Source organism: Nonomuraea sp. NPDC046570 (assembly GCF_040645915.1).
GTDB lineage: Bacteria > Actinomycetota > Actinomycetes > Streptosporangiales > Streptosporangiaceae > Nonomuraea.
In genome coordinates, this window is sequence record NZ_JBEYZF010000040.1 from 32,153 (window position 1) to 58,580 (window position 26,428).

A 26,428-nucleotide genomic window follows, 5' to 3' on the forward strand; every position below is an offset into this window, starting at 1 on the left:
TCGAAGCGCGATGCTCAAACTCCTGCGCCCGGCCATGACCCGGATACTCACCCCGCTGGGCAGGGCCCTGGTCCGCCGCGGGATCGGCCCCAACGCGGTCACCGCGATCGGCACCCTCGGGACCGTGGTCTCCGCCCTCGTCCTGTTCCCCCTGGGGCAGTTGTGGTGGGGCGCGCTCGCGATCACCCTCTTCGTGCTGTTCGACCTGCTCGACGGCGTCGTGGCCCGGCTGGGCGGCGGGGGCGGCAGCACCTGGGGCGCCTTCCTCGACTCCACGCTCGACCGGCTGGCCGACGCGGCCATCTTCGCCGGTCTGATCCTCTACTTCTACCGCCAGGGCGACCCGCTGATGCTCGCGGTGACGCTGTTCTGCCTGGTCACGGGCACACTGGTGTCGTACGCCAAGGCCAGGGCCGAAGGGCTCGGCCTCACCTGCGACGTCGGCCTGGCCGAGCGGCCCGAGCGGCTGGTCGTGGGCCTGGTCGCGACAGGGCTGTCCGGGCTCGGCGTGCCGTACATCCTGCCGCTGGGGCTCTGGCTGCTCGCCGCCGCCAGCGCGATCACGGTGGTCCAGCGGGTCGTCCATGTCTATCGCCAGACGGGAGAGCGATGACCTCCATTCAGGACCGTGCCGTCGCCGCGGGGTTCGCCGCCGGGTGGAAGCTGATCCCGCTGCTGCCGTACCGGCTGACCGCGGGCGCCTTCCGGCTGGCCGCCGACCGTGCCTGGCGCGGGCGCGGCAAGAGTGTGCGGCGGTTGGAGCACAACCTGGCCAGGGTGACCGGGCTCGCCGCGGACAGCCCTGAGCTGCGCGCGCTCAGCCGTCGGGGCATGCGCTCCTACCTGCGCTACTTCCACGAGGTCTTCCGGCTGCCGAAGATCCCGAGCGCCGAGGTGGTGCGGCGGACCCACGTGACCGGCGCCGAGCACATCTTCGACACCGTCGCCGCCGGGCGCGGCGTCGTGCTGGCGCTGCCGCACATGGGCAACTGGGACCAGGCGGGCGCCTGGCTGACCGGCAGCGGCCACCCGTTCACCACCGTGGCCGAGCGGCTCAAACCCGAGTCGCTGTTCCGCATGTACGTCGCCTTCCGCGAGAGCCTGGGCATGGAGGTGCTGCCGCTCACCGGCGGCGACGGCCACAACTTCGGCACCCTGGCCCAGCGGGTACGGCGCGGCGGCGTCGTCTGCCTGCCCGCCGAGCGCGACCTCACCAAGTCGGGCGTCGAGGTGGAGTTCTTCGGCTCGCCCACCAAGGTCCCGGCCGGCCCGCCGCTGCTCGCGGTGAAGACCGGCGCCGCCCTGCTGCCCGCGATCATGTGGTTCGAGGGCGACGACTGGGGGCTGCGCATCCACGAGGAGATCCCCGTCCCCGCCGAGGGCACCCTGCAGGAGCGCACCCGCGCGGTGGCGCAGAGCCTGGTCGAGGTCTTCGAGAAGGGCATCGCCGAGCACCCCGAGGACTGGCACATGCTGCAGCGGCTGTGGCTGGAGGACCTCAGGTGAAGGTGGGCATCGTCTGCCCCTACTCGTGGGACATGCCGGGCGGCGTGAAGCAGCACATCAACGACCTGGCCGAGGCGCTGATCGCGCAGGGGCACGACGTCTCGGTGATCGCGCCCGCGGGCGACGACGTGGAGCTGCCGCCGTTCGTGACGGGAGCCGGCCGGGCGGTGCCCGTGCCGTACAACGGGTCGATCGCGCGGATGTCGTTCGGTTTCATCTCGGCGGCCAGGGTGCGGCGCTGGATCCGCGACGGTGGCTTCGACGTGCTGCACATCCACGAGCCGCTGGTGCCCAGCCTCGGCGTGCTGGCCTGCTGGGCGGCCAGGGGGCCGATCGTGGCGACCTTCCACGCCTCCTGGGTGCGCTCGCGGGCGATCGCGGTGGCCGAGCCGATGCTGCGCAGCGCGCTGGAGAAGCTGAGCGGGCGCATCGCGGTCTCCGACGCGGCCCGCAAGAGCCTGGTGGAGCAGTTCGGCGGCGACACGGTGCTGATCCCGAACGGGGTGACCGTCAGCCGCTACACCGAGGCCGAGCCGCTGCCGGGGTGGGGCCCCGACGGCGGCACGCTGGGCTTCCTCGGCCGGATGGACGAGCCGCGCAAGGGGCTGCCGATCCTGCTGGAGGCGTTCGCCGCGCTGGCCGCCGAGCGGCCGGAGGTGAAGCTGCTGATCGCCGGGCCCGGCGACGAGAAGGACGTCTACGACCGGGTGCCCAAGCGCTTCCACGACCGGGTGAGCGTGCTCGGCATGGTGAGCGAGGAGGACAAGATCCGCGCCTACCACTCGGTGGACGTCTTCTGCGCGCCCAACACCGGCGGCGAGAGCTTCGGCATCGTGCTGGCCGAGGCGATGTCGTCGGGCGCGACCGTGCTGGCCAGCGACATCCCGGCGTTCCGCAAGGTGCTCGGCGACGGCGAGGCGGGCGCGCTGTTCCCCAACGGCGACGCCGCCGCGCTGGCCGCCGAGGCCGGGCGGCTGCTCGACGACCCACAGCGCCGGGCCAAGCTGGCGGCGGAGGCGCTGGTGGCGGTCCGCAAGTACGACTGGTCCACCGTCGCCCGCGACGTGGTCAGGGTGTACGAGACGGTGACGGCGAGCGCGGGCCGGGTCGAGGAGGACTCGTGAGCACCACCATCGTCCTGGTCGTCGGCTTCCTGGCGGTGCTCGCCGCCGTCTACGTCTCCTGGCGGGCCGGCCGCCTGGACCGGCTGCACATCAGGCTGGAGCTGGCCGCCGAGGCGCTCGACGTGGCACTGGTCCGCAGGGCCGCGGTGGTGCTGGAGCTGGCCGGTTCCCGGCTGCTCGACCCGGCGAGCTCGCTGGTGCTCGCCGCCGCCGCCCACGAGGCCCGTACGGCCGGCCCCGACGAGCGCGAGCACGCCGAGAGCGACCTGTCCAGGGCGCTGCGGGCCGCGATCGACCAAGAGCGCTTCCGGGAGAAGCTGGCCGAGTCGCCCGGCGGGCGGCTGCTGCTGGAGGAGCTCGACGCGGCCGTGGCCAAGGTGGTCTACGCCCGCAGGTTCTTCAACAACGCCGTCGCGGTGACCAGGACCGCCCAGCGGCGCTGGCTGGCCAGGACGCTGCGCCTGGCGGGCCGGACGGATTTTCCGCAATTCTTTGAGATCGATGACAATCCGCCGGAGACCATGGCAACTGAATGACCCAGTTGGGGGAGCCCGGTAAGCTTCATCCGTTTTCGTGGGCAAAGCGGAGGAGATGACACGTGCGGGTACCCCGGATGATCGCCGTCACGCTGACAGGGGCGGCCGTCCTGGTCCCCGCGGCGGCCTGCTCCAGCGACGAGAAGGCCGCTCCGCCGAAGGCCCCGCAGGCCGCCACGGCGGAACCGTCACCCGAGCCCGAGCCCGGCCACCCGTTCACCGGGATGCCCGGCAAGGAGGCCGGCCCGGTGCTCGCGGTGAAGATCGAGAACACCGCGGCGGGCAAGCCGCAGCTCGGCCTCAAGAGCGCCGACATCGTCTACGTCGAGCAGGTCGAGGCCGGTCTCACCCGGCTCATGGCGATCTTCTCCTCGAAGATCCCGGCCAAGGTCGGCCCGGTGCGCAGCGCCAGGATCTCCGACCTGCACATCGCGCCCCAGTTCGGCAAACCGGCCTTCGCCTACTCCGGCGCGCAGACCAAGATGCTGCCGTTCATCGCCGAGGCCTCGCTGTACGACGTCTCCGACAGCCGCGCCCCCGGCGCCTACTTCCGCCAGCCCGGCCGCTACGCGCCCTACAACCTGTTCGCCAACACCAAGCAACTGCTGGCCAAGGCGCCCAAGGCGAGTGAGGCCAAGGACATCGGCTTCACCTTCGGCGACCCGCCGGCCGAGGGCGGCGTGCCCAAGAAGAACTGGACGGTCAAGTGGCCGGCCGCGCGCCTCACCTTCGGCTGGTCGGAGACCAGGAAGCAGTGGCTGATCTGGCAGGACGGCAAGAAGGACATGGCCGCCGAGGGCGGCCAGCTCGGCGCGCCCACCATCGTCATCCAGTACACCAAGACCGAGCGCTCGGAGTTCCACGACAAGAACCAGAGCTACACGCCGCTGGTGCACACCACCGGCAAGGGCTCGGCGATCGTGCTGCGCGAGGGCAAGGCCTACAAGGCGAGGTGGTCGCGCGAGTCGGAGGAGAGCGGCACCACGTTCACCACGCCGGAGGGCGAGCCGATGAACTTCGCGCCCGGACAGGTGTGGGTGGCGCTGGCCAGCCGTACGCCGGTCATTCCTTAACGTATAAATCCGCTCCGCATCACTGACAAGGTGGTGTGTCCGGTTCCTGACCGTTCAGCACCTACGATTGGTGTGAGAACTTACCGTCGCCCGATGTGAGGAAGACCGTGTCCAGCAGCACGCCCGAAGTCACCCCCGCCACCGGCACCGCGCGCGTCAAGCGCGGCATGGCCGAGATGCTCAAGGGCGGCGTCATCATGGACGTCGTCACGCCCGAGCAGGCGAAGATCGCCGAAGACGCCGGCGCCGTAGCCGTCATGGCCCTGGAGCGTGTTCCGGCCGACATCCGCGCGCAGGGTGGCGTGTCCCGAATGAGCGACCCCGACATGATCGACGGCATCATCGCCGCCGTGTCGATCCCGGTCATGGCCAAGGCCCGCATCGGGCACTTCACCGAGGCCCGGGTTCTGCAGGCGCTCGGTGTCGACTACGTCGACGAGTCCGAGGTGCTCACGCCCGCCGACTACGCCAACCACATCGACAAGTGGCAGTTCACCGTGCCCTTCGTCTGTGGCGCGACCAACCTGGGCGAGGCGCTGCGCCGCATCACCGAGGGCGCGGCGATGATCCGCTCCAAGGGCGAGGCGGGCACCGGCGACGTCTCCAACGCCGTCACCCACATGCGCACCATCCGCGGCGAGCTCAAGCGGCTGGCCTCGCTGCCCGAGGACGAGCTGTACGTCGCGGCCAAGGAGCTGCAGGCGCCGTACGAGCTGGTCGCCGAGGTGGCCAGGACCGGCAAGCTGCCCGTCGTGCTGTTCACCGCGGGCGGCATCGCCACCCCGGCCGACGCCGCGATGATGATGCAGCTCGGCGCCGAGGGCGTCTTCGTCGGCTCGGGCATCTTCAAGTCGGGCGACCCGGCCAAGCGCGCGGCGGCCATCGTGAAGGCGACCACCTTCTTCGACGACCCCGACGTGATCGCCAAGGTCTCGCGCGGCCTGGGCGAGGCCATGGTCGGCATCAACGTCGAGGAGATCCCGCAGCCGCACCGCCTGGCCGAGCGCGGCTGGTAGCCGCCGGACGAGTCGAGGGGCCCCGCCGCGCGCGGGGCCTCTTCGTCTCCGCAGGCGGGTTCAGAAGCGCCACCTGGTCTGGCTGTACACCTCGCCCTTGCCGAAGCCGAAGGCCTTGGCCGGCAGCACCTCGAAGACCACGGCGCGGGTGCCCTCGCCGACGAAGGCTCCGTCCTCGACCTCGAAGTGCCAATCGCCGCCGTACTTCGACTCGAACAGTTCGGCGAGCCGCCGCAGTCGCGTCTCGTCCTCCACCTGCCGGACCCGCCCCTCCACCACGAGGTCGAGGCCCGCGTGCAGGGTGTTGGAGCCCGTGGTCATCACCACGTGCGGGTTGCCCTCCAGGTTGCGCGCCTTGCGTTCGTCCGGGCCCGTGCAGAAGTGCAGCGCGCCCTCGAACCAGACCGCGATGAGCGGCGTGACGTGCGGGCGGCCGTCGGGGCGGACCGTGCTCAGCCAGAACACCTCGGCTTCCTCGAGGCGCCCGCGCGCCTCCTCCCAGGGCGTCGCGCTCGCCTCGGCACTGCTGAACGCGCCGTCGAACTCGGTGACCGGTTCCTTGACAGTCATGGTGTCGCCTCCCTTTCACTCTCCTCTCGGGGACCTTCCCGGTTGAATGCTTAGCCAGACTAAGTTAGCCTGGCTAAGTGTGACGAAGGACGATCCCGAGGTTCTCGCCGAACAGCTCTCCGCGACCCTGCGCCACCTCGTCCTGCTGCTGCGCAGGACGACCGCGGGCCAGCCCATCACCACCCAGCAGTACGCGGTGCTCGGCTCCCTGGAGCAGGGCCCGCGCCGGATGACCGAGCTGGCCGAGGAGCACGCCGTGCAACTCCCCACCATGACCGTGCAGATCAACCGGCTGGAGGACCCCGGCCTGGTGGCCAGGGGCACCGACCCCGCCGACGCGCGGGTCAGGACGGTGGAGCTGACCGACGAGGGCCGCGCGCGGCTGCTGGCCGTACGGCAGGCCAGGATCGCCCGCCTCGCCGGCGAACTCGCCGTCCTCACCCCGGACGAGCGGGCCCACCTGGCGACCGCGCTGCCCACCCTGGCCAAGCTCGGCCGCCCCTAGGCCTCGGCAACGCCCTGTTCGTCGCCACCGCGCTGGCTACCGGCTGACCGGGATCGATGTCCCCGTACCGGGCCGGTCACCCCCTTCGTCGCCACCAAGCTCGGCGAGGAGATCGGCGTGGCCGTGCCGTACGCGCTGGGCGCCGCCTGCTGCCTGGCCGGCATGGCCGTCCTGTACGGCAGGCGCCACCACGCGCCACCACCTGCGCTCGCTGGTCCGCGTCGACCTCGACCACACGATCCGGGACGCGGCCCCCCGCCCGCTGACCGATGTGGTTACATGTCCCTCCATGAAGGGACGGACATGGCTCGCGGCGGGCGCCGTCCTGGCCGCCACCACCACCCCCGCCGCCCAGGCCCCCACCCCCCTCTCCGTGATGACCTGGAACGTCTGCGCCGGCACCAACCCGGCCTGCCCCATGTACGGCAGAAGCGTCCACGAACTGGCCCGGAGCATCGGCGAACAGGCCGTGTCCCAGCCCATCAGACCCGACGTGATCTTCCTGCAGGAGTTCTGCGCCGGTGCCACCCAGCCGCTGGAGCAGTGGCTGGAACTCAGCACGGGCCGCCCCTGGACCGCCAGGTCGGCAGACCTCACCGGGCCGGACGGCAGGCCGTACGCGTGCCACCCCGACCGCGCGGGCCGCCCGCGCGGCGCCCAGAGCGTCACCGTCGCGGTCGCCGGCCCCGCCCCCGCCTTCACCATCCACCCCCTGGACTCCCCGCCCTGGTACGTGAAGCGCTCGGCCCTGTGCGCCGCCATCCCCGCCAGGCGGATCAACGCCTGCGCCGCCCACCTGTCCTCCGGCCTGCCCAACGACGACCCGCAGCCCGGCGCCCCCTACCGGACCCGGCAGGTCAGGCAGCTCCTGGCGGCCGCCGCCAGACCCGGCCACCGGGCCGTCCTCGGCGGGGACCTCAACCTCACCCCGGCCCGCGCGGCTGTCAGGCCCGCCTACCGGGCCTACGACGAGTGCGACACCGGCCGCGCCGCCCGCTGGACCCACCAGCGCGCCGGAGACGGCGTGACCAGGAAGCTCGACTACCTGTTCGCCCCCGCCGGCAGCGTCCGCGGCTGCCACGTCGACCGCTGGGCGGCCGCCTCCGATCACCGGCCCGTCTACCTCAAGGCGGTCCTGTAGGAAGACGCCGGGCCGCCGTGGTGTTGAATCATTGCGAACCCTTGACCACGAAGGAAGGACGAACGTGCCCACGATCGGTGTACTCGCACTCCAGGGAGACGTGCGCGAGCACGCGCGCATGCTGGAGGAGGCGGGCGCCACGGCGACGGCCGTGCGCAGGCCCGCCGAGCTCGACGCCGTCGACGGGCTCGTCATCCCCGGCGGCGAGTCGACCACCATGTGGAAGCTCGCCGAGATCTTCGACATGCTCGAACCGCTGCGCCTGCGCGTCAAGGAGGGCCTGCCCGTCTACGGCTCCTGCGCCGGCATGATCATGCTTGCCGACCGCATCGAGGGCGGCGTCGAAGGCCAGCAGACCATCGGCGGCATCGACATGACGGTCCGGCGCAACGCCTTCGGCCGTCAGGTCGACTCCTTCGAGTCCGACCTGACCTTCGACGGCCAGGTCGTTCACGCCGTCTTCATCCGCGCGCCGTGGGTGGAATCGGTGGGTCCGGAGGTCGAGGTGCTGGCGGTGGCCGAGCCTGGGGATAGGATCGTCGCGGTCCGACAGGGACCACTGCTCGCGACGTCGTTCCATCCCGAGCTGACGGGCGACACGCGCGTGCACGAGTACTTTGTATCCATGGTGAACACGGTGAGGGAGCTCTAGGTCATGTCCGGCCACTCCAAATGGGCGACGACGAAGCACAAGAAGGCCGCGCTCGACGCCAAGCGCGGCAAGCTTTTCGCGAAGCTCATCAAGAACATCGAGGTGGCGGCCAGGACCGGTGGACCTGACCCGGATGCCAACCCCACGCTCTTCGACGCCATCTTCAAGGCGAAGAAGAACTCGGTGCCCAACGACAACATCGAGCGCGCCCGCAAGCGCGGCGGCGGCCTGGAGGCCGGCGGCGCCGACTGGCAGACCATCATGTACGAGGGCTACGCGCCCGGCGGCGTCGCGGTGCTCATCGAGTGCCTCACCGACAACCGCAACCGCGCCGCCTCCGAGGTGCGCGTCGCGCTGACCCGCAACGGCGGCTCGCTGGCCGACCCCGGCTCGGTGTCGTACATGTTCAACCGTAAGGGCGTCGTGATCGTCCCCAAGAACGGGCTCGACGAGGACGACGTGCTCACCGCGGTGCTGGAGGCGGGCGCCGAGGAGGTCAACGACCTGGGCGAGTCCTTCGAGGTGGTCTCCGAGGCCGGCGACCTGGTGCCGGTGCGCAAGGCGCTGCAGGAGGCCGGCATCGACTACGACTCGGCCGAGTCCGGCTTCCTGCCGACCATGAGCGTGCCGCTCGACGAGGACGGCGCGAAGAAGGTCTTCAGGCTCATCGACGCCCTGGAGGACAGCGACGACGTGCAGAACGTCTTCGCCAACTTCGACGTCTCCGACGACGTCCTGGCCAAGCTCGACGCCTGAGTGTCTCCGCCGCTCGCGTAGGTTGTCTCTTCGTGGACATTCGCGACCTGACCCTCGACGACTTCGACGCCGTTCTCGACTCCCGGCAGCGCGCCTTCGGCCTGCTGTCGGCCGCCGACGTGGAGCGCTGGCGCGCCATGGCGGAATCGACCTTCGCCGACGGCCGCTACCTCGGCGCCTTCGACGGCGCCCGGCTGGTGGCCACCGCCCGCCTCAGGAGCTTCACCCAGTGGTGGCACGGCAGGCCCCAGCCCATGGCCGGGATCGCCTCCGTCACCGTCACCCCCGAGGACAGGGGCAGGGGCGCGGGGCGCCTCATCATGCGCGCCGCGATGGGGCGCGCGGCCGAACTCGGCGACGCCGTCTCGGCGCTCTACCCGGCCACCACCCGGATCTACCGCTCACTCGGCTGGGAACACGCCGGCGCCCAGCACCTGGTACGGCTGCCCGCCGAGGCGCTGCGCACGATCAGGCCCACCGAGCCGGTCAAGCTCAGGCGCATGGGCCCGGACGACGCTCCCGACCTCGTCGCCCTGCTCGGCCGGCTGCACGGCGCGGCCCGCTCCAGCGGCCCCGTCTCCTGGGACGAGAACGCCTGGCGGACCTGGCTGGCCAACCCCGGCGACTTCCTCTACCTCGCCGACGACGGCTTCGCCGTCTACCGGTGGAAGGGCGACGACATCGAGGTCGCGGGCCTCATGGCCGGCTCCGAGGCCACGGCCCGCGCGCTGTGGTCGATGGTCGGCACCTCCGCGACGATGGCCAAGACCGTCGTCGCCGCCGTCGCCCCCGACGACCCGGTGCTGTGGCTGGTCGGCGACCGCGACCACGAGCACGTCGAGCAGGTGCGCTGGATGTTCCGGACGATCGACCTGGCCGAGGCCGTCGCCAGGCGCGGCTTCCCGGCCGCGCTGACGCTCGACGCCGTCGTCGAGGTGGACGACCCGGAGCGGCCCGCCAACTCCGGGCCGTGGCGGCTGGAGATCGCGGGCGGCTCGGGCGCCGCCACCGCCGCCGCGTCCACGGCGGGCGCGCCGAGGCTGAGCGTCAACGGCTTCTCCGCGCTGTACGCCGGGGTGCCGACGGCCACGCTCAGGCGCGGCGGGCTGATGACCGGGCCCGGCGGGTTCGACGAGGCGCTGGACTCGGCCTTCGCGGCCAAGCCGTACATGCTCGACTACTTCTAGCGCCCGCCGGGGGCGTGTTCGCGGTGCGCGGGGACGGCGGGCGGGGTAGAGTTCGGTGCCGAACAGATGTTCGGCGATCGGGAGGGCACGACCGGTGCGGGTGATGGGCGTCGACCCCGGGCTGACCCGGTGCGGCCTCGGCGCGGTCGAAGGGCGCCCCGGCGCGCCGCTGAGCCTGGTGGCCGTCGGCGTCGTGCGCACCTCGGCCGACGACGAGCTCGGCACCCGGCTGGTCGGCATCGAGGCGGGCATCGAGCAGTGGCTCGACGACGTGCGCCCCGACGCGGTGGCGGTCGAGCGGGTCTTCGCCCAGCACAACGTCCGCACCGTGATGGGCACCGCGCAGGCGGCCGGCATCGCCGTCCTCTGCGCGGCCAGGCGCGGCCTGCCCGTCGCCCTGCACACGCCCTCGGAGGTCAAGGCGGCCATCACCGGCAGCGGCACCGCCGACAAGAAGCAGATCGGCGCCATGGTCACCCGGCTGCTGCGGCTCACCGAGATGCCCAAGCCCGCCGACGCCGCCGACGCGCTCGCGCTGGCCATCTGCCACGTGTGGCGCGGCGGCGCCCAGCACCGCCTGGCCGAGGCGCTGGCCAAGGCCAAGGCGACGTCGAGAGGGAGGACGCGGTGATCGCTTCGGTGTCCGGGGTGGTGACGGCGCTCGCGCCCGACGCCGCCGTGGTCGAGGTCGGCGGGGTGGGTGTCCTCACCCACTGCACCCCCGGCACACTGGCCACGCTCAAGGTCGGCGAGCGCGCCCGCCTGGCCACCTCCCTGGTCGTCAGGGAAGACTCCCTGACCCTGTACGGCTTCGCCACCGACGACGAGCGCACCGTCTTCGAGATGGCCCAGACCGCCAGCGGCGTCGGCCCCAAACTGGCCCTCGCCATGCTCGCCGTCCACTCGCCCAACGCGCTGCGCGTCGCGGTGGCCTCGGCCGATCTCAAGGCGCTCACCAAGATCCCCGGGATCGGCCAGAAGGGCGCCCAGCGCATCGTGCTGGAGCTGAAGGACAAGCTCGGCACCCCCGACGAGGTGGTCAACGCCGCGCTCAACGGCAAGGCGGCCGTGCCGCTCTGGCGCGACCAGGTCCACTCCGGCCTGGTCGGGCTCGGCTACTCGGCCAGGGACGCCGACGAGGCCGTCGCCGTGGTCGAGGCCGACGCGGACGCCGACCTGGCCGCCGGGCGCCAGCCCCAGGTGGCGGCGCTGCTCAAGGCCGCGCTGCGGGCGCTGAGCGTCCGATGAGCCTCGACCGGGACCTGGTCTCACCCGACGCCGAGGGCGACGAGCAGCAGATCGAGGCGGCGCTGCGGCCCAAGCGGCTGGCCGAGTTCATCGGGCAGGGCCGGGTCCGCGAGCAGCTCTCGCTGGTGCTGGAGAGCGCGCTCAGGCGCGAACGCCCGCCGGACCACGTGCTGATGAGCGGCTCGCCCGGCCTCGGCAAGACCACGCTGGCGATGATCATCGCCGCCGAGCTGAACGCTCCGCTCCGCGTCACCTCGGGCCCCGCGCTGGAACGGGCCGGCGACCTCGCCGCGATCCTGTCGACGCTGGCGGAGGGCGAGGTGCTGTTCATCGACGAGATCCACCGCATGGCCCGCCCCGCCGAGGAGATGCTCTACCTCGCGATGGAGGACTTCCGCGTCGACATCATCGTCGGCAAGGGGCCCGGAGCCACCGCGATCCCGCTCGACATCGCCCCTTTCACCCTCGTCGGCGCCACCACCAGGGCCGGGCTGCTGCCCGCGCCGCTGCGCGACCGGTTCGGCTTCACCGCGCACATGGACTTCTACGAGGTCGCCGAGCTGGAGCAGGTGCTGCGCCGCTCCGCCAGGCTGCTCGGCGTCACACTGCCCGACGAGGCCGGGCACGAGATCGCCAGGCGCTCGCGCGGCACCCCCCGCATCGCCAACCGGCTGCTGCGCCGGGTCCGCGACTTCTCCGAGGTGCGCGCCGACGGCGTCGTCACCCGCGACATCGCCTCCGCCGCGCTCAACCTTTACGAAGTCGATGCCGAAGGCCTCGACCGGCTCGACCGGGCGGTGCTCGGCGCGCTGCTGCGCAAGTTCGGCGGCGGCCCGGTCGGCCTGTCCACTCTGGCGGTCGCGGTGGGGGAGGAGCCCGAAACGGTCGAGGTGGTGGCCGAGCCGTTCCTGGTGCGCCAGGGACTGCTGGCCCGCACCCCCCGCGGCCGGGTCGCGACCGCTTCGGCCTGGGCACATCTGGGTATGACGCCGCCGCCCGACGCGTTCGGGGCGGCGCTTTTCGACTGATCACAGAACGGTTGCAAGCGTTGCGAATTGGGAACTTCCCCGCGCGCCTAATCGCTGCCTCGTTGCCGGGTTTCACGACAAGCGCCTAAACTCCGTGGCTTGGCTGGCTGTGTAGTCTGACGGGCTGAGCGGCGCGGCCCCACATCGCAAAGCACGGAATTTCCGGCGCGACGCCGGTGTCAACGTCTTGTACGCAAATGGAAGGTCGCCCTCAATGGACATGGGACAGCTCGGGAGCATCCTGCCGCTCGTCTTGCTGGTAGTGGTTTTCTACTTCCTGCTGATCCGCCCGCAGCGCAAGCGCCAGCAGGAGGCTGTGAAGATGCAGAACTCCCTGGTGCCTGGCTCGCGCGTCATGACGACCACGGGACTGTTCGGCACGGTCGTCGCGGTTGACAACGAGGACGTCATCCTCGAAGTTGCGCCCGGCGTCGAAACACGGTGGGTCAAGGCCGCGATCGGCCGGGTCGTCACCCCGGTGGCCGCCTCCGCCGACGAGCCCGAACTCGGCGAGCGCAAGGACGACGAAGGCAAGGACGGCGACAGCGCCGACAGCAACGGAGACCAGGACTCCAACTCCAAGCAGTCCTGACCAGGCTCTACGAGCACCCCTACTCGAAAGAAACTGACGACCAGTGGCCCGACCGACCAGCGGCCAGAGTAAGCCGGGGCGCACGCTCCTGCTCCTCCTGGCGTTCATCCTCGCCATGGGCGGGGCGATGTTCCTGCAGGGCGCGTTCACGCCCAAGCTCGGACTCGACCTCGCGGGCGGAACGACGGTGACGTTGTCGCCGATCACCGCGACCGGAAGCCCCCCCTCCGACGAGAGCCTCGACCTCGCCGTCAACATCATCCGTGAGCGGGTGAACGGCACCGGCATCTCCGACGCGGAGGTCGCCAAGTCCGGCAGCAACATCATCATCTCTGTTCCGGGTGTCGGCCAGGAGGAGGTCATCAAACTGGTCGGCACCACCGCGGAGCTGCGTTTCCGCCAGGTGCTGACCTCGGCCCCCACGCAGCCCCAGGCGCAGCCGAGCCAGATGACGACGGACGCTCCGACGCCCGCCGCGTCCCCGCAGCCGAGCTCCTCGGCCAAGGCGCCCAAGCCCACCACCTCGCCCACGGGCAAGGCCCTGTCGTCCGCGCTGACCTCGCCGACCCCCGCTCCGTCGGACAAGCCCGCTGACAAGAAGCCCGGTAAGGCGACTCCTTCCGCGCAGCCCAGCGAGCAGCCCACGCAGCCGAACCAGCCGCAGGAGGACCCGAGCCTCGCCGGCATCGACCCCGCCCTGATCAAGCAGTTCGAGGCGCTGGACTGCGCCAAGAACCGGGGCGAGGGCGTCCAGGACGACCCGGGCAAGCCGTACGTCGCCTGTGAGAAGGACGGCAGCGTCAAGTACATCCTCGACAAGGCGGCCGTGGTCGGCACCGACATCGACACCGCGAGCGCGGGCCTGCAGCAGCAGACCGGCCAGTGGGTCGTGCAGCTGTCGTTCAAGGGCAAGGGCCCCGAGGAATGGCGCAAGATCACCACGACGGCCTTCCAGGCGCAGGCTCCGCGCAACCAGGTCGCCGTCGTCCTCGACGGCGTCGTCATCACCGCGCCGAACATCACCGAGCCGATCCCCGGCGGCCGCGCCGAGATCACCGGCGGGTTCAACCAGGTGACCGCGACCGAGCTGGCCAACCAGCTCAAGTACGGCGCGCTGCCGCTGAAGTTCCAGCGCAGCTCGATCGACACCGTCTCCTCGACGCTCGGCCAGGACCAGCTCATGGGCGGTCTGGTCGCCGGCGCCATCGGTCTCGCCCTCGTCGTCCTGTACTCGCTGCTCTACTACCGCGGCCTCGGCATCGTCTCGGTGCTGAGCCTGGTGGTCGCCTCCGTCATCACCTACCAGGCCGTCGTGCTGCTGGGCGAGAACGCCAACTTCCGCCTCTCGCTGCCGCACATCATCGGATTGGTGGTATCGATCGGCATCACCGCGGACTCGTTCATCGTGTACTTCGAACGCATCCGTGATGAGATGAAGGAGGGCAGGCGGACACTGCGGGCCGCCGTCGAGGTGGCCTGGGTCCGGGCCCGCCGCACGATCCTGATCGCCGACGCGGTCATGTTCATCGCGGCGGTCGTGCTCTTCTTCCTCGCGGTCGGCGGTGTGGCCGGGTTCGCGTTCGCGATGGGCCTGACCACGCTGATCGACATCGTCGTGGTCTTCCTGTTCACCAAGCCGTTCATCGCCCTGCTGGCGAAGATGAAGTTCTTCGCCAAGGGGCACAAGCTGTCCGGCCTCGACGCCGAGCGCATGGCAGCCGAGCCCGCCCGTACGAACACCCCGCAGGAGGCCTGACATGGGACTCGGGCGCCGCCTCTACCGAGGCGAGATCGACGTCGACTTCGTCGGGCGCAGGAAGCTCTGGTACGGACTGTCGGCCTTCCTGCTGCTCTTCTCTCTGGCCGGCATGATCTTCAGCATGTCCGTCAACAACGGCAGCCCGCTCAACCTGGGCGTGGAGTTCAAGGGCGGTTCCGTCTTCTCCTTCAAGGCGCCGACCGCGACGATCGAGGAGGTGCGCGCCACCTTCAAGGACGAGGGCGTGCACGAGTCGATCCCGCAGACGGCCGGAGACCGCTGGCGGGTCACCACCGAGACGCTCACCGAATCCAACGTCACCAAGGTGCAGAAGGCCATCGCGGCCGACTACAAGGTGCCGGAGAACCAGGTCGACATCCAGTCGATCGGCGCGTCCTGGGGCGGTGAGGTCTCCCAGAAGGCCTGGATCGGCCTGGGCGTGTTCATGCTCGCAATCATCCTCTACCTGAGCATGGCCTTCGAGCCGAAGATGGCGCTCGCCGCCATCGTCGCGCTCGTCCACGACCTGGTGATCACCGCCGGGGTCTACGCCTGGTCGGGCTTCGAGGTCACGCCCGCGACCCTGCTGGGCTTCCTCACCATCCTCGGTTACTCGCTGTACGACGCGGTCGTCGTGTTCGACATGATCAAGGAGGTCACCGCCAAGCTCGGCACGACCTCCAAGAAGACCTACACGCAGGCCGCCAACGACGCGCTGAACCACACGCTGATCCGCTCGCTCAACACCTCGCTGGTAGCGATCCTGCCGGTCGCCGCGATCCTGTTCATCGGCACCACGCTGCTCGGCGCGGGCACGCTGAAGGACCTGTCGCTGGCGCTGTTCGTCGGCATGGTGGTCGGCACCTACTCCTCGCTGTGCGTGGCCACGCCGCTGCTGGTGACGCTGAAGGAGCGGGAGCCGAAGTACCAGGCCATCGCGCGCAGGCTCGCCTCCACCGGCGGCAAGGGCGCCAAGCGCACCGCCGCGGCCAAGGGCTGACGCGAATGTCCGGCGCCTCCGCTCCCGGTGGGGGGCGGAGGCGCCGTTTTTCCCCCGAAGGAGTGAGATGAGCGAACTGATCCTGAGCCGCATCAGGGACGTGCACGACTATCCCAAGCCCGGCGTGCTGTTCAAGGACATCACCCCCCTGCTGGCCGACCCCGTCGCGTTTTCCGCGGTGATCGACGAGCTCGCCGGGATGTTCCCCGGCGTCGACAAGATCGTGGGAATCGAGGCCCGCGGCTTCATTCTGGCCGCCCCCGCCGCCCTCCGGGCGGGCGCGGGTTTCGTTCCGGTACGGAAGAAGGGCAAACTGCCCGCCGAAACGCTGGAGGAGTCCTACGATCTGGAGTACGGCTCCGCGACCATCGAGGTGCACCGCGACGCGTTCGCGCCGGGTGACCGTGTCCTCATCGTCGACGACGTGCTCGCGACGGGAGGCACCGCGGAGGCGACCGTGGAGCTCCTGCGCCGGGCGGGAGCCGATGTGGTCGGCGTCGCCGTACTCATGGAACTGGCCTTTCTCAAAGGTCGCGAGCGTCTCGCCGGTGTGGACGTGCGGGCACTCGTGATCGTCTGATCGACCCCGGGGACGGCGCCCTCCTCTCGCACCTGGATAGACTGAGGGATCTGGACTCGAACGTGAGGAGTCTGTGTGCCCCGTGATGTGGTCGTGCCCGACGTGACCGACGCCGGTAACAGTGAGGCCGTGTCAGGAAACACGGCGCCGGGCGTCCCGGGGGTACGTCGACGGCGGTTTGGGGGTGTGGCCATGAATCCGGTGCTGGAACCGCTGTTCAGGACGGTCAGGGCCACCCATCCGAAGGCCGACCTGCGCCTGATCGAGCGCGCCTACGACGTGGCCGCCCACCACCACCGCGACCAGAAGCGCAAGAGCGGCGACCCGTACATCACCCACCCGCTGGCCGTGGCGACGATCCTGGCCGAGCTGGGCACCGACGACGAGACGCTGTGCGCGGCGCTGCTGCACGACACCGTCGAGGACACCGCCTACAGCCTCGACGAGCTGCGCGCGGACTTCGGCGAGAAGGTCGGGCTGCTGGTCGACGGCGTCACCAAGCTGGACAAGGTCAAGTTCGGTGACGCCGCGCAGGCCGAGACCGTGCGCAAGATGGTCGTGGCCATGTCCCGCGACATCCGGGTGCTGATCATCAAGCTGGCCGACCGGCTGCACAACATGCGCACCATGCGCTACCTGCCCGAGCACAAGCGCCACCAGAAGTCCCGCGAGACGCTGGAGATCTTCGCCCCGCTGGCCCACCGCCTGGGCATGAACACCATCAAGTGGGAGCTGGAAGACCTCGCCTTCGCGATGCTCTACCCCAAGCGCTACGACGAGATCGCCCGTATGGTCTCCGAGCGGGCCCCGCGCCGGGACCTGTTCCTGCAGGAGGTCATCGAGAAGGTCTCCGGCGACCTGCGCGACGCCAAGATCCGGGCGACGGTGAAGGGCAGGCCGAAGCACTACTACTCGGTCTACCAGAAGATGATCGCCCGCGACGTGGCCTTCGACGACATCTACGACCTGGTCGGCATCCGGGTCCTGGTGGACAGCGTCCGCGACTGTTACGCGACGCTCGGAACGATCCACGCGCGGTGGAACCCGGTGCCCGGCCGGTTCAAGGACTACATCGCGATGCCCAAGTTCAACATGTACCAGTCGCTGCACACCACGGTGATCGGCCCCGAGGGCAAGCCGGTCGAGCTGCAGATCCGCACGCACGCCATGCACCACCGGGCCGAGTACGGCGTGGCCGCGCACTGGAAGTACAAGGAGGACGCCGCCCCCGCCGGCCCGCAGGGCAAGGTCAAGCCCGGCGGAGACATGGCCTGGCTGCGGCAGCTCCTCGACTGGCAGAAGGAGACCTCCGACCCCGGCGAGTTCCTGGAGTCGCTCCGCTTCGACCTGTCGGTCTCCGAGGTCTACGTCTTCACCCCGCGCGGCCAGGTGGTGGCGCTGCCGGAGGGCGCGACACCGGTCGACTTCGCCTACGCCGTACACACCGAGGTCGGTCACCGCTGTATCGGGGCGCGCGTCAACGGGCGGCTGGTGCCGCTGGAGTCGCGGCTCGGCAACGGCGACACCGTCGAGATCTTCACCTCGAAGTCCCCGGACGCCGGGCCGTCGCGCGACTGGCTGAAGTTCGTCAAGTCCGGCCGGGCGCGCAACAAGATCCGGCAGTGGTTCTCCAAGGAGCGCCGCGAGACCGCGATCGAGGCCGGCAAGGAGGCCATCGGGCGGGCCATGCGCAAGCAGGGGCTGCCGCTGCAGCGCCTGATGTCCGGCGAGTCCCTGCTGGCGCTCGCCCGCGACCTGCGCTACCCCGACGTCTCGGCCCTGTACGCCGCGGTCGGCGAGAGCCACATCGCCGCGCAGTCCGTGGTGCAGAAGCTGGTGGCCTCCATCGGCGGCGTGGAGAGCGCCGAGGAGGACATCGCCGAGGTGTCCCTGCCGACCCGCCTCAGCCGCCGCCCGCGCGGCGGCGCCGGAGGCGCGGGCGTGGTGGTGGCGGGCGACTCCGACGTCTGGGTACGGCTCTCGCGCTGCTGCACCCCGGTGCCCGGCGACGACATCGTCGGCTTCGTCACCCGCGGGCACGGCGTGTCCGTCCACCGGGCCGACTGCACCAACGTGCAGCAGCTCAAGGAGCAGCCGGACCGGCTGGTCGAGGTGAGTTGGTCGCCCAGCGACGACTCGGTGTTCCTGGTGGCCATCCAGGTGGAGGCGCTGGACCGCCCCCGCCTGCTGTCGGACGTCACCCGCACCCTGTCGGACCAGCACGTGAACATCCTGTCGGCGTCGGTGACCACCTCGCGCGACCGGGTGGCGGTCAGCAAGTTCACCTTCGAGATGGGCGACCCGAAGCACCTCGGGCACGTCCTGAAGGCGGTCCGCACCATCCAGGGCGTCTACGACGTCTACCGCGTCAGCGGCGCCGGCACCTGAGTCGCGATCGCGTCAGCGGTGCCGGAGTCCGCGGGGTTTACGGTGTGGCGCGTCCAACCCCTCGAACGACTCCAGCGCCGCCGCACCTCAGCGCCGCCGCCTGCCCCCAGCGGTCACCCAGGGCGCTGCTCGGCGGCCAGCCGCCCCGCCCGCTCGTGCAACTCCGCGGCCTGCGCCAGGTCGCCCCTCAGCAGCGCGACGCGGCCGAGGGCGGACAGCCTGTAGGAGACCTCGGTCCACAGGCCCAGGTCCTCGGCGCCCCGCAACGCCTCCCTGTGCAGCCTGCCCGCCGGGGGTAGTCGGCGGTGGCCTCGGCCAGCAGGGCGAGCCCCTCGGTGGCCCTGAGCCGCCCCCAGCGGTCACCCAGTTCCTCGAACGCCGCCAGCGCCCGCCGTACCCGCTCGTCGGCGACCGCAGCGACGAACCCCACTGCGCGAACCCGACGGCCTCGGTGTCGCCGTCGCCGACGGCGTGTCCGGCGGCGGCGGCCCTGTCCACGAACAGGCGCACCGCGCTCGACCGGGCGGCGAGCGATGTACAGGCTGTTCACCGGTTACTTCCAGGTGGCCGCGTTGGTCGGCGCTGAGCGGGTGGGCGAGTTCACCGCGATGGTGATGCCCCGGCTCGGCGCGATGTCCGGCTCGCTGCCTGCCTTCGCCGAGCAGGTCGAGGCGGGGACATACCCGACGGACGTGTCCAGCCTGGACATCAACCAGTGGGGTACGCCAACCTCGTGGCCGCCGCCGAGGTCAGGGGGCTCGACCTCGGCCTGTTCACCCCGGTCCAGGAACTGCTGGACCGGGCGGTCGCAGCAGGACACGGAAACGACAGCCTGGCCAGGCTGGTCGAACTCATCACCAGGGGGAGCGCATGACGAACGCAGTGATCATCGGCGGGACGATCGGGATGGGCCTGGCCATCGCCAGGCGGCTGCTCGGCCAGGGCGCCCAGGTGCTGCTGACCGGCCGCAACGAGAAGAACCTGGAGGAGGCGGCGCGCGAGCTCGGCGACGGGGCGCAGGTGGTCCGCTCGGACCTCGCGAGCATGGCCGACATCCAGGCGCTCGGCGCCACGGTCGAGGAGCGGCTCGGCTCGATCGACCACCTGTTCGTCAACGCGGGCGTCGCCGAGTTCGGCCTGCTCGCCGACATCACCGAGGAGTCCTACGACCGGCAGTTCGGCGTCAACACCAAGGGCGTGCTGTTCACCGTGCAGCGGCTGGCGCCGCTGATCAGGGAGGGTGGCTCGATCGTCTTCACCACCTCGGTGGCCGACGCGAGTGGCTCCCCCGGCATGGGCGTGTACTCGGCGTCGAAGGCGGCCGTGTGGTCCCTCGCCCAGGTGCTGGCCGCCGAACTGCTGCCCAGGAAGATCAGGGTGAACGCGGTCAGCCCCGGATTCATCGACACCCCCACGAACGGAGCGGCCGGGCTGTCCGAGGCCGAGCGGGCCGCCATCCACGAGGTGGGCGACGCGACCACGCCGATGCGGCGGCACGGCACCTCCGACGAGGTCGCGGCGGCGGCGCTGTTCCTGGCGACCGAGGCCACCTTCACCACGGGAGTCAAACTGCCCGTCGACGGCGGCCTGGGCCAGAACCTGACCGTACCGGGCTGATCAGCACTCGATGCGGACCGCGTCCACGATGTCGTTCTCCCACGAGCGCAGGCCGTCGAACAGGCAGGTGTCACCCGAGGAGCACGCGTTGCCCGGGTCGGCGACCCGGGCAACCACGACGGCGGCTAGCTGAACTCGGCGAGCGTGCGCTCGGCCTCCTCCAGCCAGGAGCGGCGGGCCGCGATGGCCTCCTCGGCCTCCTTGATGTCCTTGGCCCGGCCCGCGGCCTGCGCCTTGGCCAGCTTCGCCTCAAGCTGCCCGATCGAGTGGCGAAGCTGGTCGACGGTGCTCTGGGCGCGGGCGCGGGCCTCGGGGTTCGAGCGCTTCCACTCGGTCTCCTCGGCCTTGCGCACCGCGTCGTCGACCTTGCGCAGCCCGCCCTCGAGCCGGTCGCGCTGCTCGCGCGGCACCGGCCCGGCGGCCTCCCACCGCTCCAGCAGCGAGCGCAGCGCGCCGCGCGCGGTACGGGCGTCGGACACCGGCAGGATCTTCTCCGCCTCGGCCAGCAGCTCCTCCTTGACCTCGGCGTTGGCCGCCAGCGAGGCGTCCCGCTCGGCGAACACCGCCGAACGGGCCTGGAAGAACTGGTCCTGGGCGGTCTTGAAGCGCGCCCACAGCTCGTCCTCCGCCTCGCGCGAGGCGCGGCCGGCCGACTTCCACTGCTGCATCAGCTCGCGGTAGATCGAGGCGGTCTGACCCCAGTCGGTGGAGCCGGACAGCGCCTCGGCCTCGTCGACGATGCGCTCCTTGGTGGCGCGCACCCCCTCGCGCTGCTCGTCGAGCCCGGCGAAGTAGGCCTTGCGCCGCTTGGCGAACGCGGTGCGCGCCGCCGACAGGCGCTTCCACAGGGCCGCCTCGGTGACCCTGTCGATGCGCTCGGCGGCCTTCCACTCCTCCACGAGCTGGCGCAGGCGCTCTCCGCCCGACTTCCAGTGCGTGGTCTCGTCGGCGATGCGCTCGGCCTCGGCGACGATGCGCTCCTTGATGCCCCTGGCCTCGGCCCTGGCCACGTCGCGCGCGGCCTTGACCTCCTCGCGGCGCTGGGCCACCAGCTCCGAGAGGGTGCCGAGCCTGGCCACCAGCGCGTCCAGGTCGCCCACCGCGTGCGCGTCGGCGACCGCCTCGCGCAGCTTGACGATGCTCGCCTCGGCCTGCGCGGGGGCCAGGTCGGTGCCCTTGAGCCGCTGCTCGAGCAGCTGGACCTGACCGGCCAGCTCGTCGTACTTGCGGCGGAAGTAGGCCAGCGCCTCCTCAGGCTCCCCGGCCTGCCAGGACCCGACGGCCCGCTCTCCCTCGGCCGTACGCACGTAGACGGTGCCGTCGTCGTCTACCCGGCCCCACGGGTCGGTGCTCACCGTGTCCTCCCGCACTTTCCATCAGACCCTTCGGGACTGACCGTCCCTATGTTGTATTACGTCAGCTCTTGCCAGAGATTGTCACGTCTTTGATTTCGACGGGTACCTTCGGGGCGGTCTGGTCGTCCAGGAATCCGCCCTTGGCCACCTTGTCCACGATCTCCATTCCCTTGGTGACCGTACCGAATGGGGTGTACTGCGGAGGCAACGAAGCGGTCTCATCCCCGAAGACGATGAAGAACTGGCTCCCGTTCGTGCCCGCGCCCGCGTTGGCCATCGCCACCACACCGCGCTTGTACGGCATGCCCCCGAGATTCTCGTCGGCGTACTTGTACCCCGGACCGCCGTCGCCTCCCTGGCTCTTGCCGTCGGCCTTGGCCAGCGGGTCGCCGCACTGCAGCACGGCCAGGCCGCCCGCCTGCGGCGTGACCAGCCGGTGGCACCTGGTGTTGTCGAAGTAGTCCTTCGAGGCCAGGTAGTCGAAGGAGTTGACCGTGCAGGGCGCCTTCTTCGGCTGCAGATCGATCACGATGTCGCCGTCGCCCGTCTTGACGGTCATCGTCCGCGCCTTGAGGTTGGGCTTCGCCGGCGGCAGGCCGACGTCCTTGGACTTGCCCTGCGCGTCCTTGGTGTAGGCGCACGAGACCGTCTTCAGGTCGATGGGCGACGGCGTGACCTGCGGCGCCTCGGTGGGGGCGCCGGTCGGGGTGATCGCGGCGGTCGGGGTGGCGTCGGCGGCGCTCTGCGTCGCGCCGTCGTTGTTACCGCTCAGCAGCGTGGTCGCGGCCACGATGCCGCCCACCACCACGACGACGCCCACGGTCGACCCGATGACGGCGGTGCGCTTGGCGCGAGCCTCCCGCTCGGCGCGACGCTGCATCTGCCGCTCGTAGTGTTCACGCGCCAGCTGCTTCTGACGCTCCTTGCCCGTGGACACCGTATTGCCTCCCATAGCCAATCAACTGAGGTGGGCGCATCGTATCGGCCAACGGGTTATGGTTCGCAGCCCAGCGGCCAGCACCGGTACGCTTCGGTTACATTCTCATCCGTTTTCTTGACGAGACTCGCTGAGGCAGATGCTCATCGCAGGCTTTCCCGCAGGGGCCTTCCAGACCAATTGCTACCTTGTCGCGCCCGCCGCGGGCGAGGAGTGCGTGATCGTCGACCCGGGGCAGGACGCCGTCGAGGGCGTCGACGATCTGCTGCGCGAGCATCGGCTCAAGCCCGTCGCGGTCCTGCTCACCCACGGCCACCTCGACCACGTCTGGTCGGTGGCCCCCGTCTGCGGCGCGCGTGACGTCCCCGCCTGGATCCACCCCGAGGACCGGCACCTGCTGAGCGACCCGGCCGCGGGCTGGTCGCCCACGTCGAGCCAGCTTTTCGGCGGCATCACGCTGAGCGAGCCCGACGACGTCAAGGAACTGTCCGACGGCGCGACGCTGGAGCTCGCCGGGCTGGAGTTCACCGTCGCGCACACGCCCGGCCATACCAGGGGGTCGGTGAGCTTCCGGCTGCCCGAAGACGAGATCATGTTCTCGGGTGACCTGCTGTTCGCCGGCTCCATCGGCCGCTCAGACCTGCCGGGCGGCGACTATCCGACGATCCTGCGCAGCCTGGCCACCACGTGCCTGCCGCTGCCTGACGAGACGGTCGTCCTGCCGGGCCACGGACCACAGACCACGATCGGCCGCGAGCGCGCCACCAACCCCTATCTCAGGGAAGCAGCGCCGCACGCCGGTCCCAGCAGAGGGATCTAATGAGCTTCCAAGCACCAAAGGGCGTCAAGGAGTACATCCCGCCGCAGGCCGCGACCTTCTTCGAGATCCGCAGCGCCTTCGCCGAGACCGCCCGGCTGGCCGGATACTCCCGCCTGGAGACCGCCGTCTTCGAGGACACCCAGCTGTTCGCCCGCGGCGTCGGCGAGTCGACCGACGTCGTCAGCAAGGAGATGTACACCTTCACCGACCGCGGCGACAGGTCGCTGACCCTGCGCCCCGAGTTCACCGCGGGCGTCCTGCGCGCGGTCCTGGAGTACGGCCTGCACCGCGGCCAGCTCCCCGTCAAGGTGTGGACCGACGGCCCCGTCTTCCGCGCCGAGGCGCCCCAGGAGGGCCGCTACCGGCAGTTCTACCAGCTCGACCTGGAGGCCATCGGCAGCGAGGACCCCGCCGTCGACGCCGAGACGATCGCCCTGGCCTGGCGCTGGTACACCACGCTCGGCCTGACCAGGGTCCGGCTGCTGCTCAACTCGCTGGGTTGCAAGGAGTGCCGCCCGATCTACCGGGCCAGGCTGCAGGAGTTCCTGCGCGGGCTCGACCTCGACCAGGCCACCATGGAGCGCGTCGAGATCAACCCGCTGCGGGTGCTCGACGACAAGCGCCCCGAGGTGCGCGCCCAGGTCGAGGACGCGCCGCTGATCGGCGACCACCTGTGCGCCGACTGCAAGGCCTACCACGACCGGGTCCGCGAGCTGCTGGCCGACCTGTCCATCCCGTGGGAGGACTCGCCCCGGCTGGTCCGCGGCCTCGACTACTACACCCGCACCACGTTCGAGTTCGACCACCCGCTGCTCGGCGCCCAGTCGGGCATCGGCGGCGGCGGGCGCTACGACGGGCTGTCGGAGGCCATCGGCGGCCCCGCCCTGCCCGGTATCGGCTTCGGGCTCGGCCTCGACCGCACCGTCATCGCGATGCAGCGCGAAGGGCTCGAGGCACCGACGCCGCCGCGCTGCGAGGTGTACGGTGTGGCGCTGGGCGAGGAGGCCAACCGCGCCATGTTCGCCCTCGTCGCCGGGCTTCGCGCGGCCGGTGTCGCCGCCGACATGTCCTTCGGCGGCAAGGGGCTCAAGGGCGCGATGAAGGGGGCCGATCGTTCGGGGGCCCGTTTCGCGCTGATCCTGGGCGAACGGGATCTGGCGGCGCAAGCCGTACAAGTGAAGGACCTGACCACCGCAGAGCAGACCGAGGTGCCGCTGGCCCGGGTCGTCGAATTCTTGAAGGGGAAAGTGCAGTGATCCGCACGCACACAGCCGGGTCGCTCCGCGAGGAGCACGCGGGACAGCAGGTAACCCTCGCCGGATGGGTGGCCCGCCGCCGCGACCACGGCGGCGTGGTCTTCATCGACCTGCGCGACGCCTCCGGCACGGCGCAGGTGGTCTTCCGTGAGGAGGACCACGCGCACGACCTGCGGGCCGAGTACTGCGTGAAGGTGGTCGGCGAGGTCAGGGTCAGGCCCGAGGGCAACGCCAACCCCGACCTGCCGACCGGCGCGATCGAGGTCGTCGCCACCGAGGTCGAGGTGCTCAGCGAGGCGGCGCCGCTGCCGTTCCCGATCGAGGGCAACGCGGGGGTGAGCGAGGAGGCGCGGCTGAAGTACCGCTACCTCGACATCCGCCGCCAGCAGGTCGCCCACGCGATGCGGATCCGCTCCAAGGCCACCTACCTGGCCAACGAGGTGATGAACGAGCACGGCTTCGTCTACGTCGAGACGCCCACGCTCACCCGCTCCACCCCGGAGGGCGCCCGCGACTTCCTGGTGCCGGTACGGCTGCAGCCGGGCAACTGGTACGCGCTGCCCCAGTCGCCGCAGCTGTTCAAGCAGCTCCTGCAGGTGGCCGGGCTGGAGCGCTACTACCAGCTCGCCAAGTGCTACCGCGACGAGGACCTGCGCGCCGACCGGCAGCCGGAGTTCACCCAGATCGACGTGGAGATGTCCTTCGTCGACCAGGAGGACGTCATCGCGGTCGGCGAGGCGCTCATCGGCCGGATCTGGAAGGAGATCCTCGGCTACGAGCTGCCCGCCCAGCTGCCGCGGCTGACCTACGCCGACGCGATGGCCCGCTACGGCTCCGACAAGCCCGACCTGCGCTTCGGCCAGGAGCTCGTCGAGATGACCGGCTACTTCGCCGAGACGTCCTTCCGGGTCTTCCAGGCCGACTACGTGGGCGCGGTCGTCATGCCCGGCGGCGCCTCGCAGACCCGCAAGGAGCTCGACGGCTGGCAGGACTGGGCCAAGTCCCGCGGCGCCCGCGGCCTCGCCTACGTGCTGGTCCAGGAGGACGGCACGCTCGGCGGCCCGGTCGCCAAGAACCTGTCGGAGACCGAGGCGTCCGGCCTCACGGCCTTCGTGAAGGCCGAGCCCGGCGACGCGATCTTCTTCGCCGCGGGCGCCCGCAACGCCTCGCGCGAGCTGCTCGGCGCGGCCCGCCTGGAGATCGGCCGCCGCTGCGGCCTGATCGACGAGTCGCAGTGGGCGTTCCTGTGGGTCGTCGACGCGCCCATGTTCGAGGAGGACGGCGAGGGCGGCTGGACCGCGGTCCACCACCCGTTCACCGGCCCCAAGCCCGAGTGGGCCGACAACTTCCAGGACCACCCCGGCGAGGCGCTGGCCTACGCCTACGACATGGTCTGCAACGGCATGGAGATCGGCGGCGGCTCGATCCGTATCCACCGCGCCGAGATGCAGCAGCGCGTCTTCGACGTGCTGGGCATCTCCAAGGAGGAGGCGGAGAGCAAGTTCGGCTTCCTGCTCGACGCCTTCCAGTACGGCCCGCCCCCGCACGGCGGCATCGCCTACGGCTGGGACCGCGTCTGCATGCTGCTGGCCGGCGGCGACTCGATCCGCGACGTGATCGCCTTCCCGAAGACGGCCTCCGGCTTCGACCCGCTGACCAGCGCGCCCACGCCGATCACGATGGAGCAGCGCAAGGAGGCGGGCGTCGACGCCAAGCCGAAGTTCGAGGCGGCCAAGGCCTAGCCTGAGGCCGTAGCGGACGCGACGAGGCCCGCGCCCCCTC

30 protein-coding genes are annotated in these 26,428 nt (G+C 70.9%); 24 read left to right on the forward strand and 6 right to left on the reverse strand.

Translation table 11 applies throughout. From position 1 onward, the window contains the following. The first annotated feature begins 10 nt into the window (after window positions 1–10). The 6 genes from pgsA (at window position 11) to pdxS (ending at window position 5,255) form a co-directional block, all read left to right on the forward strand. Entirely contained in the window at window positions 11–613 is a 603-nt protein-coding gene (gene pgsA, locus ABZ911_RS37085; RefSeq protein ID WP_358067285.1) for a phosphatidylinositol phosphate synthase, read from the forward strand. Further along, window positions 610–1,506: a phosphatidylinositol mannoside acyltransferase gene (locus ABZ911_RS37090; protein ID WP_358067205.1), complete on the forward strand. Its 897-nt coding sequence runs from the start codon at window positions 610–612 to the stop codon at window positions 1,504–1,506. The genes pgsA and ABZ911_RS37090 overlap by 4 nt, the downstream gene beginning before the upstream one ends. Beyond that, complete coding sequence (locus ABZ911_RS37095; RefSeq protein ID WP_358067207.1) at window positions 1,503–2,630, forward strand: glycosyltransferase family 4 protein; 1,128 nt, start codon at window positions 1,503–1,505, stop codon at window positions 2,628–2,630. Before ABZ911_RS37090 ends, ABZ911_RS37095 begins: the two co-directional genes overlap by 4 nt. Then, window positions 2,627–3,166, forward strand: coding sequence for a hypothetical protein (locus ABZ911_RS37100; protein WP_358067210.1), 540 nt, complete (start codon window positions 2,627–2,629; stop codon window positions 3,164–3,166). The genes ABZ911_RS37095 and ABZ911_RS37100 overlap by 4 nt, the downstream gene beginning before the upstream one ends. A 62-nt stretch (window positions 3,167–3,228) precedes the next feature. Next, entirely contained in the window at window positions 3,229–4,239 is a 1,011-nt protein-coding gene (locus ABZ911_RS37105) for a DUF3048 domain-containing protein (protein WP_358067213.1), read from the forward strand. A gap of 107 nt (window positions 4,240–4,346) precedes the next feature. Then, on the forward strand, window positions 4,347–5,255 hold the full coding sequence (pdxS, locus tag ABZ911_RS37110; protein WP_358067287.1) for a pyridoxal 5'-phosphate synthase lyase subunit PdxS: 909 nt from the start codon (window positions 4,347–4,349) through the stop codon (window positions 5,253–5,255). 60 nt (window positions 5,256–5,315) lie between these two features. On the opposite strand, the gene ABZ911_RS37115 is transcribed toward pdxS, so the two are convergent. Further along, complete coding sequence (locus ABZ911_RS37115; RefSeq protein ID WP_358067216.1) at window positions 5,316–5,825, reverse strand: pyridoxamine 5'-phosphate oxidase family protein; 510 nt, start codon at window positions 5,823–5,825, stop codon at window positions 5,316–5,318. Window positions 5,826–5,904: 79 nt separating this feature from the next. Between ABZ911_RS37115 and ABZ911_RS37120 the strand changes: the two genes are divergently transcribed. Further along, entirely contained in the window at window positions 5,905–6,330 is a 426-nt protein-coding gene (locus ABZ911_RS37120) for a MarR family transcriptional regulator (RefSeq protein ID WP_358067219.1), read from the forward strand. Between the two features lie 36 nt (window positions 6,331–6,366). On the opposite strand, the gene ABZ911_RS37125 is transcribed toward ABZ911_RS37120, so the two are convergent. Then, window positions 6,367–6,621 carry a hypothetical protein gene (locus ABZ911_RS37125; RefSeq protein ID WP_358067222.1) on the reverse strand — a complete coding sequence of 85 codons (255 nt, stop codon included), beginning with the start codon at window positions 6,619–6,621 and terminating at the stop codon, window positions 6,367–6,369. On the opposite strand from ABZ911_RS37125, the gene ABZ911_RS37130 reads away from it, so the two are divergent. The 12 genes from ABZ911_RS37130 (at window position 6,620) to ABZ911_RS37185 (ending at window position 18,661) form a co-directional block, all read left to right on the forward strand. Next, window positions 6,620–7,471, forward strand: a complete 852-nt coding sequence (locus ABZ911_RS37130) for an endonuclease/exonuclease/phosphatase family protein (protein WP_358067225.1) — start codon at window positions 6,620–6,622, stop codon at window positions 7,469–7,471. The genes ABZ911_RS37125 and ABZ911_RS37130 overlap by 2 nt on opposite strands. A 64-nt stretch (window positions 7,472–7,535) precedes the next feature. Next, window positions 7,536–8,123 (forward strand): pyridoxal 5'-phosphate synthase glutaminase subunit PdxT, encoded by a 588-nt coding sequence (pdxT, locus tag ABZ911_RS37135; RefSeq protein ID WP_358067228.1) that lies wholly within the window; start codon window positions 7,536–7,538, stop codon window positions 8,121–8,123. Window positions 8,124–8,126: 3 nt separating this feature from the next. Then, complete coding sequence (locus ABZ911_RS37140; protein ID WP_358067230.1) at window positions 8,127–8,879, forward strand: YebC/PmpR family DNA-binding transcriptional regulator; 753 nt, start codon at window positions 8,127–8,129, stop codon at window positions 8,877–8,879. A gap of 32 nt (window positions 8,880–8,911) precedes the next feature. After that, window positions 8,912–10,066, forward strand: coding sequence for a GNAT family N-acetyltransferase (locus tag ABZ911_RS37145; protein ID WP_358067233.1), 1,155 nt, complete (start codon window positions 8,912–8,914; stop codon window positions 10,064–10,066). 94 nt (window positions 10,067–10,160) lie between these two features. Then, on the forward strand, window positions 10,161–10,697 hold the full coding sequence (gene ruvC, locus ABZ911_RS37150; protein WP_358067236.1) for a crossover junction endodeoxyribonuclease RuvC: 537 nt from the start codon (window positions 10,161–10,163) through the stop codon (window positions 10,695–10,697). Continuing rightward, complete coding sequence (gene ruvA / locus ABZ911_RS37155) at window positions 10,694–11,314, forward strand: Holliday junction branch migration protein RuvA (protein WP_358067239.1); 621 nt, start codon at window positions 10,694–10,696, stop codon at window positions 11,312–11,314. The genes ruvC and ruvA overlap by 4 nt, the downstream gene beginning before the upstream one ends. Then, window positions 11,311–12,342 (forward strand): Holliday junction branch migration DNA helicase RuvB, encoded by a 1,032-nt coding sequence (gene ruvB / locus ABZ911_RS37160; protein ID WP_358067242.1) that lies wholly within the window; start codon window positions 11,311–11,313, stop codon window positions 12,340–12,342. Before ruvA ends, ruvB begins: the two co-directional genes overlap by 4 nt. Window positions 12,343–12,562: 220 nt before the next feature. After that, complete coding sequence (yajC, locus tag ABZ911_RS37165; RefSeq protein ID WP_358067290.1) at window positions 12,563–12,934, forward strand: preprotein translocase subunit YajC; 372 nt, start codon at window positions 12,563–12,565, stop codon at window positions 12,932–12,934. Between the two features lie 43 nt (window positions 12,935–12,977). Further along, the gene (gene secD, locus ABZ911_RS37170; protein WP_358067245.1) at window positions 12,978–14,690 is read left to right on the forward strand and encodes a protein translocase subunit SecD; all 1,713 of its coding nucleotides are present in this window, start codon (window positions 12,978–12,980) and stop codon (window positions 14,688–14,690) included. Window position 14,691: 1 nt separating this feature from the next. Then, window positions 14,692–15,693, forward strand: a complete 1,002-nt coding sequence (gene secF, locus ABZ911_RS37175) for a protein translocase subunit SecF (protein ID WP_358067248.1) — start codon at window positions 14,692–14,694, stop codon at window positions 15,691–15,693. Window positions 15,694–15,760: 67 nt separating this feature from the next. After that, window positions 15,761–16,273 (forward strand): adenine phosphoribosyltransferase, encoded by a 513-nt coding sequence (locus ABZ911_RS37180; protein ID WP_358067251.1) that lies wholly within the window; start codon window positions 15,761–15,763, stop codon window positions 16,271–16,273. Between the two features lie 192 nt (window positions 16,274–16,465). After that, window positions 16,466–18,661, forward strand: a complete 2,196-nt coding sequence (locus ABZ911_RS37185) for a bifunctional (p)ppGpp synthetase/guanosine-3',5'-bis(diphosphate) 3'-pyrophosphohydrolase (protein WP_358067254.1) — start codon at window positions 16,466–16,468, stop codon at window positions 18,659–18,661. Between the two features lie 113 nt (window positions 18,662–18,774). Here ABZ911_RS37185 and ABZ911_RS37190 read toward each other — a convergent pair whose 3' ends face one another. Continuing rightward, window positions 18,775–18,927, reverse strand: a complete 153-nt coding sequence (locus tag ABZ911_RS37190) for a hypothetical protein (RefSeq protein ID WP_358067256.1) — start codon at window positions 18,925–18,927, stop codon at window positions 18,775–18,777. A gap of 287 nt (window positions 18,928–19,214) precedes the next feature. Next, window positions 19,215–19,370 (reverse strand): hypothetical protein, encoded by a 156-nt coding sequence (locus tag ABZ911_RS37195; RefSeq protein ID WP_358067259.1) that lies wholly within the window; start codon window positions 19,368–19,370, stop codon window positions 19,215–19,217. Between the two features lie 6 nt (window positions 19,371–19,376). Here ABZ911_RS37195 and ABZ911_RS37200 point away from each other — a divergent pair, with 6 nt between their 5' ends. Both ABZ911_RS37200 and ABZ911_RS37205 read left to right on the forward strand, forming a co-directional pair. After that, the gene (locus ABZ911_RS37200; protein ID WP_358067262.1) at window positions 19,377–19,535 is read left to right on the forward strand and encodes a hypothetical protein; all 159 of its coding nucleotides are present in this window, start codon (window positions 19,377–19,379) and stop codon (window positions 19,533–19,535) included. Beyond that, window positions 19,532–20,278 carry an SDR family oxidoreductase gene (locus tag ABZ911_RS37205; RefSeq protein ID WP_358067265.1) on the forward strand — a complete coding sequence of 249 codons (747 nt, stop codon included), beginning with the start codon at window positions 19,532–19,534 and terminating at the stop codon, window positions 20,276–20,278. The genes ABZ911_RS37200 and ABZ911_RS37205 overlap by 4 nt, the downstream gene beginning before the upstream one ends. 125 nt (window positions 20,279–20,403) lie before the next feature. On the opposite strand, the gene ABZ911_RS37210 is transcribed toward ABZ911_RS37205, so the two are convergent. Beyond that, complete coding sequence (locus tag ABZ911_RS37210; RefSeq protein WP_358067268.1) at window positions 20,404–21,633, reverse strand: DUF349 domain-containing protein; 1,230 nt, start codon at window positions 21,631–21,633, stop codon at window positions 20,404–20,406. Window positions 21,634–21,694: 61 nt separating this feature from the next. Then, a complete protein-coding gene (locus tag ABZ911_RS37215; protein ID WP_358067270.1) occupies window positions 21,695–22,570 on the reverse strand; it encodes a peptidylprolyl isomerase in 876 nt (291 codons plus the stop codon). A gap of 139 nt (window positions 22,571–22,709) precedes the next feature. Between ABZ911_RS37215 and ABZ911_RS37220 the strand changes: the two genes are divergently transcribed. From ABZ911_RS37220 to aspS, 3 genes are read left to right on the forward strand one after another with little or no spacing between them, the layout of a single operon-like run. Further along, entirely contained in the window at window positions 22,710–23,390 is a 681-nt protein-coding gene (locus tag ABZ911_RS37220; RefSeq protein ID WP_358067273.1) for an MBL fold metallo-hydrolase, read from the forward strand. Then, window positions 23,390–24,646, forward strand: a complete 1,257-nt coding sequence (gene hisS, locus ABZ911_RS37225; protein ID WP_358067276.1) for a histidine--tRNA ligase — start codon at window positions 23,390–23,392, stop codon at window positions 24,644–24,646. The genes ABZ911_RS37220 and hisS overlap by 1 nt, the downstream gene beginning before the upstream one ends. Then, a complete protein-coding gene (aspS, locus tag ABZ911_RS37230) occupies window positions 24,643–26,388 on the forward strand; it encodes an aspartate--tRNA ligase (RefSeq protein ID WP_358067279.1) in 1,746 nt (581 codons plus the stop codon). Before hisS ends, aspS begins: the two co-directional genes overlap by 4 nt. Window positions 26,389–26,428 lie beyond the last annotated feature (40 nt).

Excerpts from the sequence above, each read along its gene's own strand:
- pgsA (WP_358067285.1), top strand. The coding sequence starts at position 11 with ATGCTCAAACTCCTGCGCCCGGCCATGACCCGGATACTCACCCCGCTG.
- ABZ911_RS37090 (WP_358067205.1), top strand. The coding sequence starts at position 610 with ATGACCTCCATTCAGGACCGTGCCGTCGCCGCGGGGTTCGCCGCCGGG.
- ABZ911_RS37115 (WP_358067216.1), bottom strand. The coding sequence starts at position 5,825 with ATGACTGTCAAGGAACCGGTCACCGAGTTCGACGGCGCGTTCAGCAGT.
- ABZ911_RS37130 (WP_358067225.1), top strand. The coding sequence starts at position 6,620 with ATGAAGGGACGGACATGGCTCGCGGCGGGCGCCGTCCTGGCCGCCACC.
- ABZ911_RS37125 (WP_358067222.1), bottom strand. The coding sequence starts at position 6,621 with ATGGAGGGACATGTAACCACATCGGTCAGCGGGCGGGGGGCCGCGTCC.
- ABZ911_RS37140 (WP_358067230.1), top strand. The coding sequence starts at position 8,127 with ATGTCCGGCCACTCCAAATGGGCGACGACGAAGCACAAGAAGGCCGCG.
- ruvB (WP_358067242.1), top strand. The coding sequence starts at position 11,311 with ATGAGCCTCGACCGGGACCTGGTCTCACCCGACGCCGAGGGCGACGAG.
- yajC (WP_358067290.1), top strand. The coding sequence starts at position 12,563 with ATGGGACAGCTCGGGAGCATCCTGCCGCTCGTCTTGCTGGTAGTGGTT.
- secF (WP_358067248.1), top strand. The coding sequence starts at position 14,692 with ATGGGACTCGGGCGCCGCCTCTACCGAGGCGAGATCGACGTCGACTTC.
- ABZ911_RS37180 (WP_358067251.1), top strand. The coding sequence starts at position 15,761 with ATGAGCGAACTGATCCTGAGCCGCATCAGGGACGTGCACGACTATCCC.
- ABZ911_RS37185 (WP_358067254.1), top strand. The coding sequence starts at position 16,466 with ATGAATCCGGTGCTGGAACCGCTGTTCAGGACGGTCAGGGCCACCCAT.
- ABZ911_RS37195 (WP_358067259.1), bottom strand. The coding sequence starts at position 19,370 with ATGTCCAGGCTGGACACGTCCGTCGGGTATGTCCCCGCCTCGACCTGC.
- ABZ911_RS37205 (WP_358067265.1), top strand. The coding sequence starts at position 19,532 with ATGACGAACGCAGTGATCATCGGCGGGACGATCGGGATGGGCCTGGCC.
- ABZ911_RS37220 (WP_358067273.1), top strand. The coding sequence starts at position 22,710 with ATGCTCATCGCAGGCTTTCCCGCAGGGGCCTTCCAGACCAATTGCTAC.
- hisS (WP_358067276.1), top strand. The coding sequence starts at position 23,390 with ATGAGCTTCCAAGCACCAAAGGGCGTCAAGGAGTACATCCCGCCGCAG.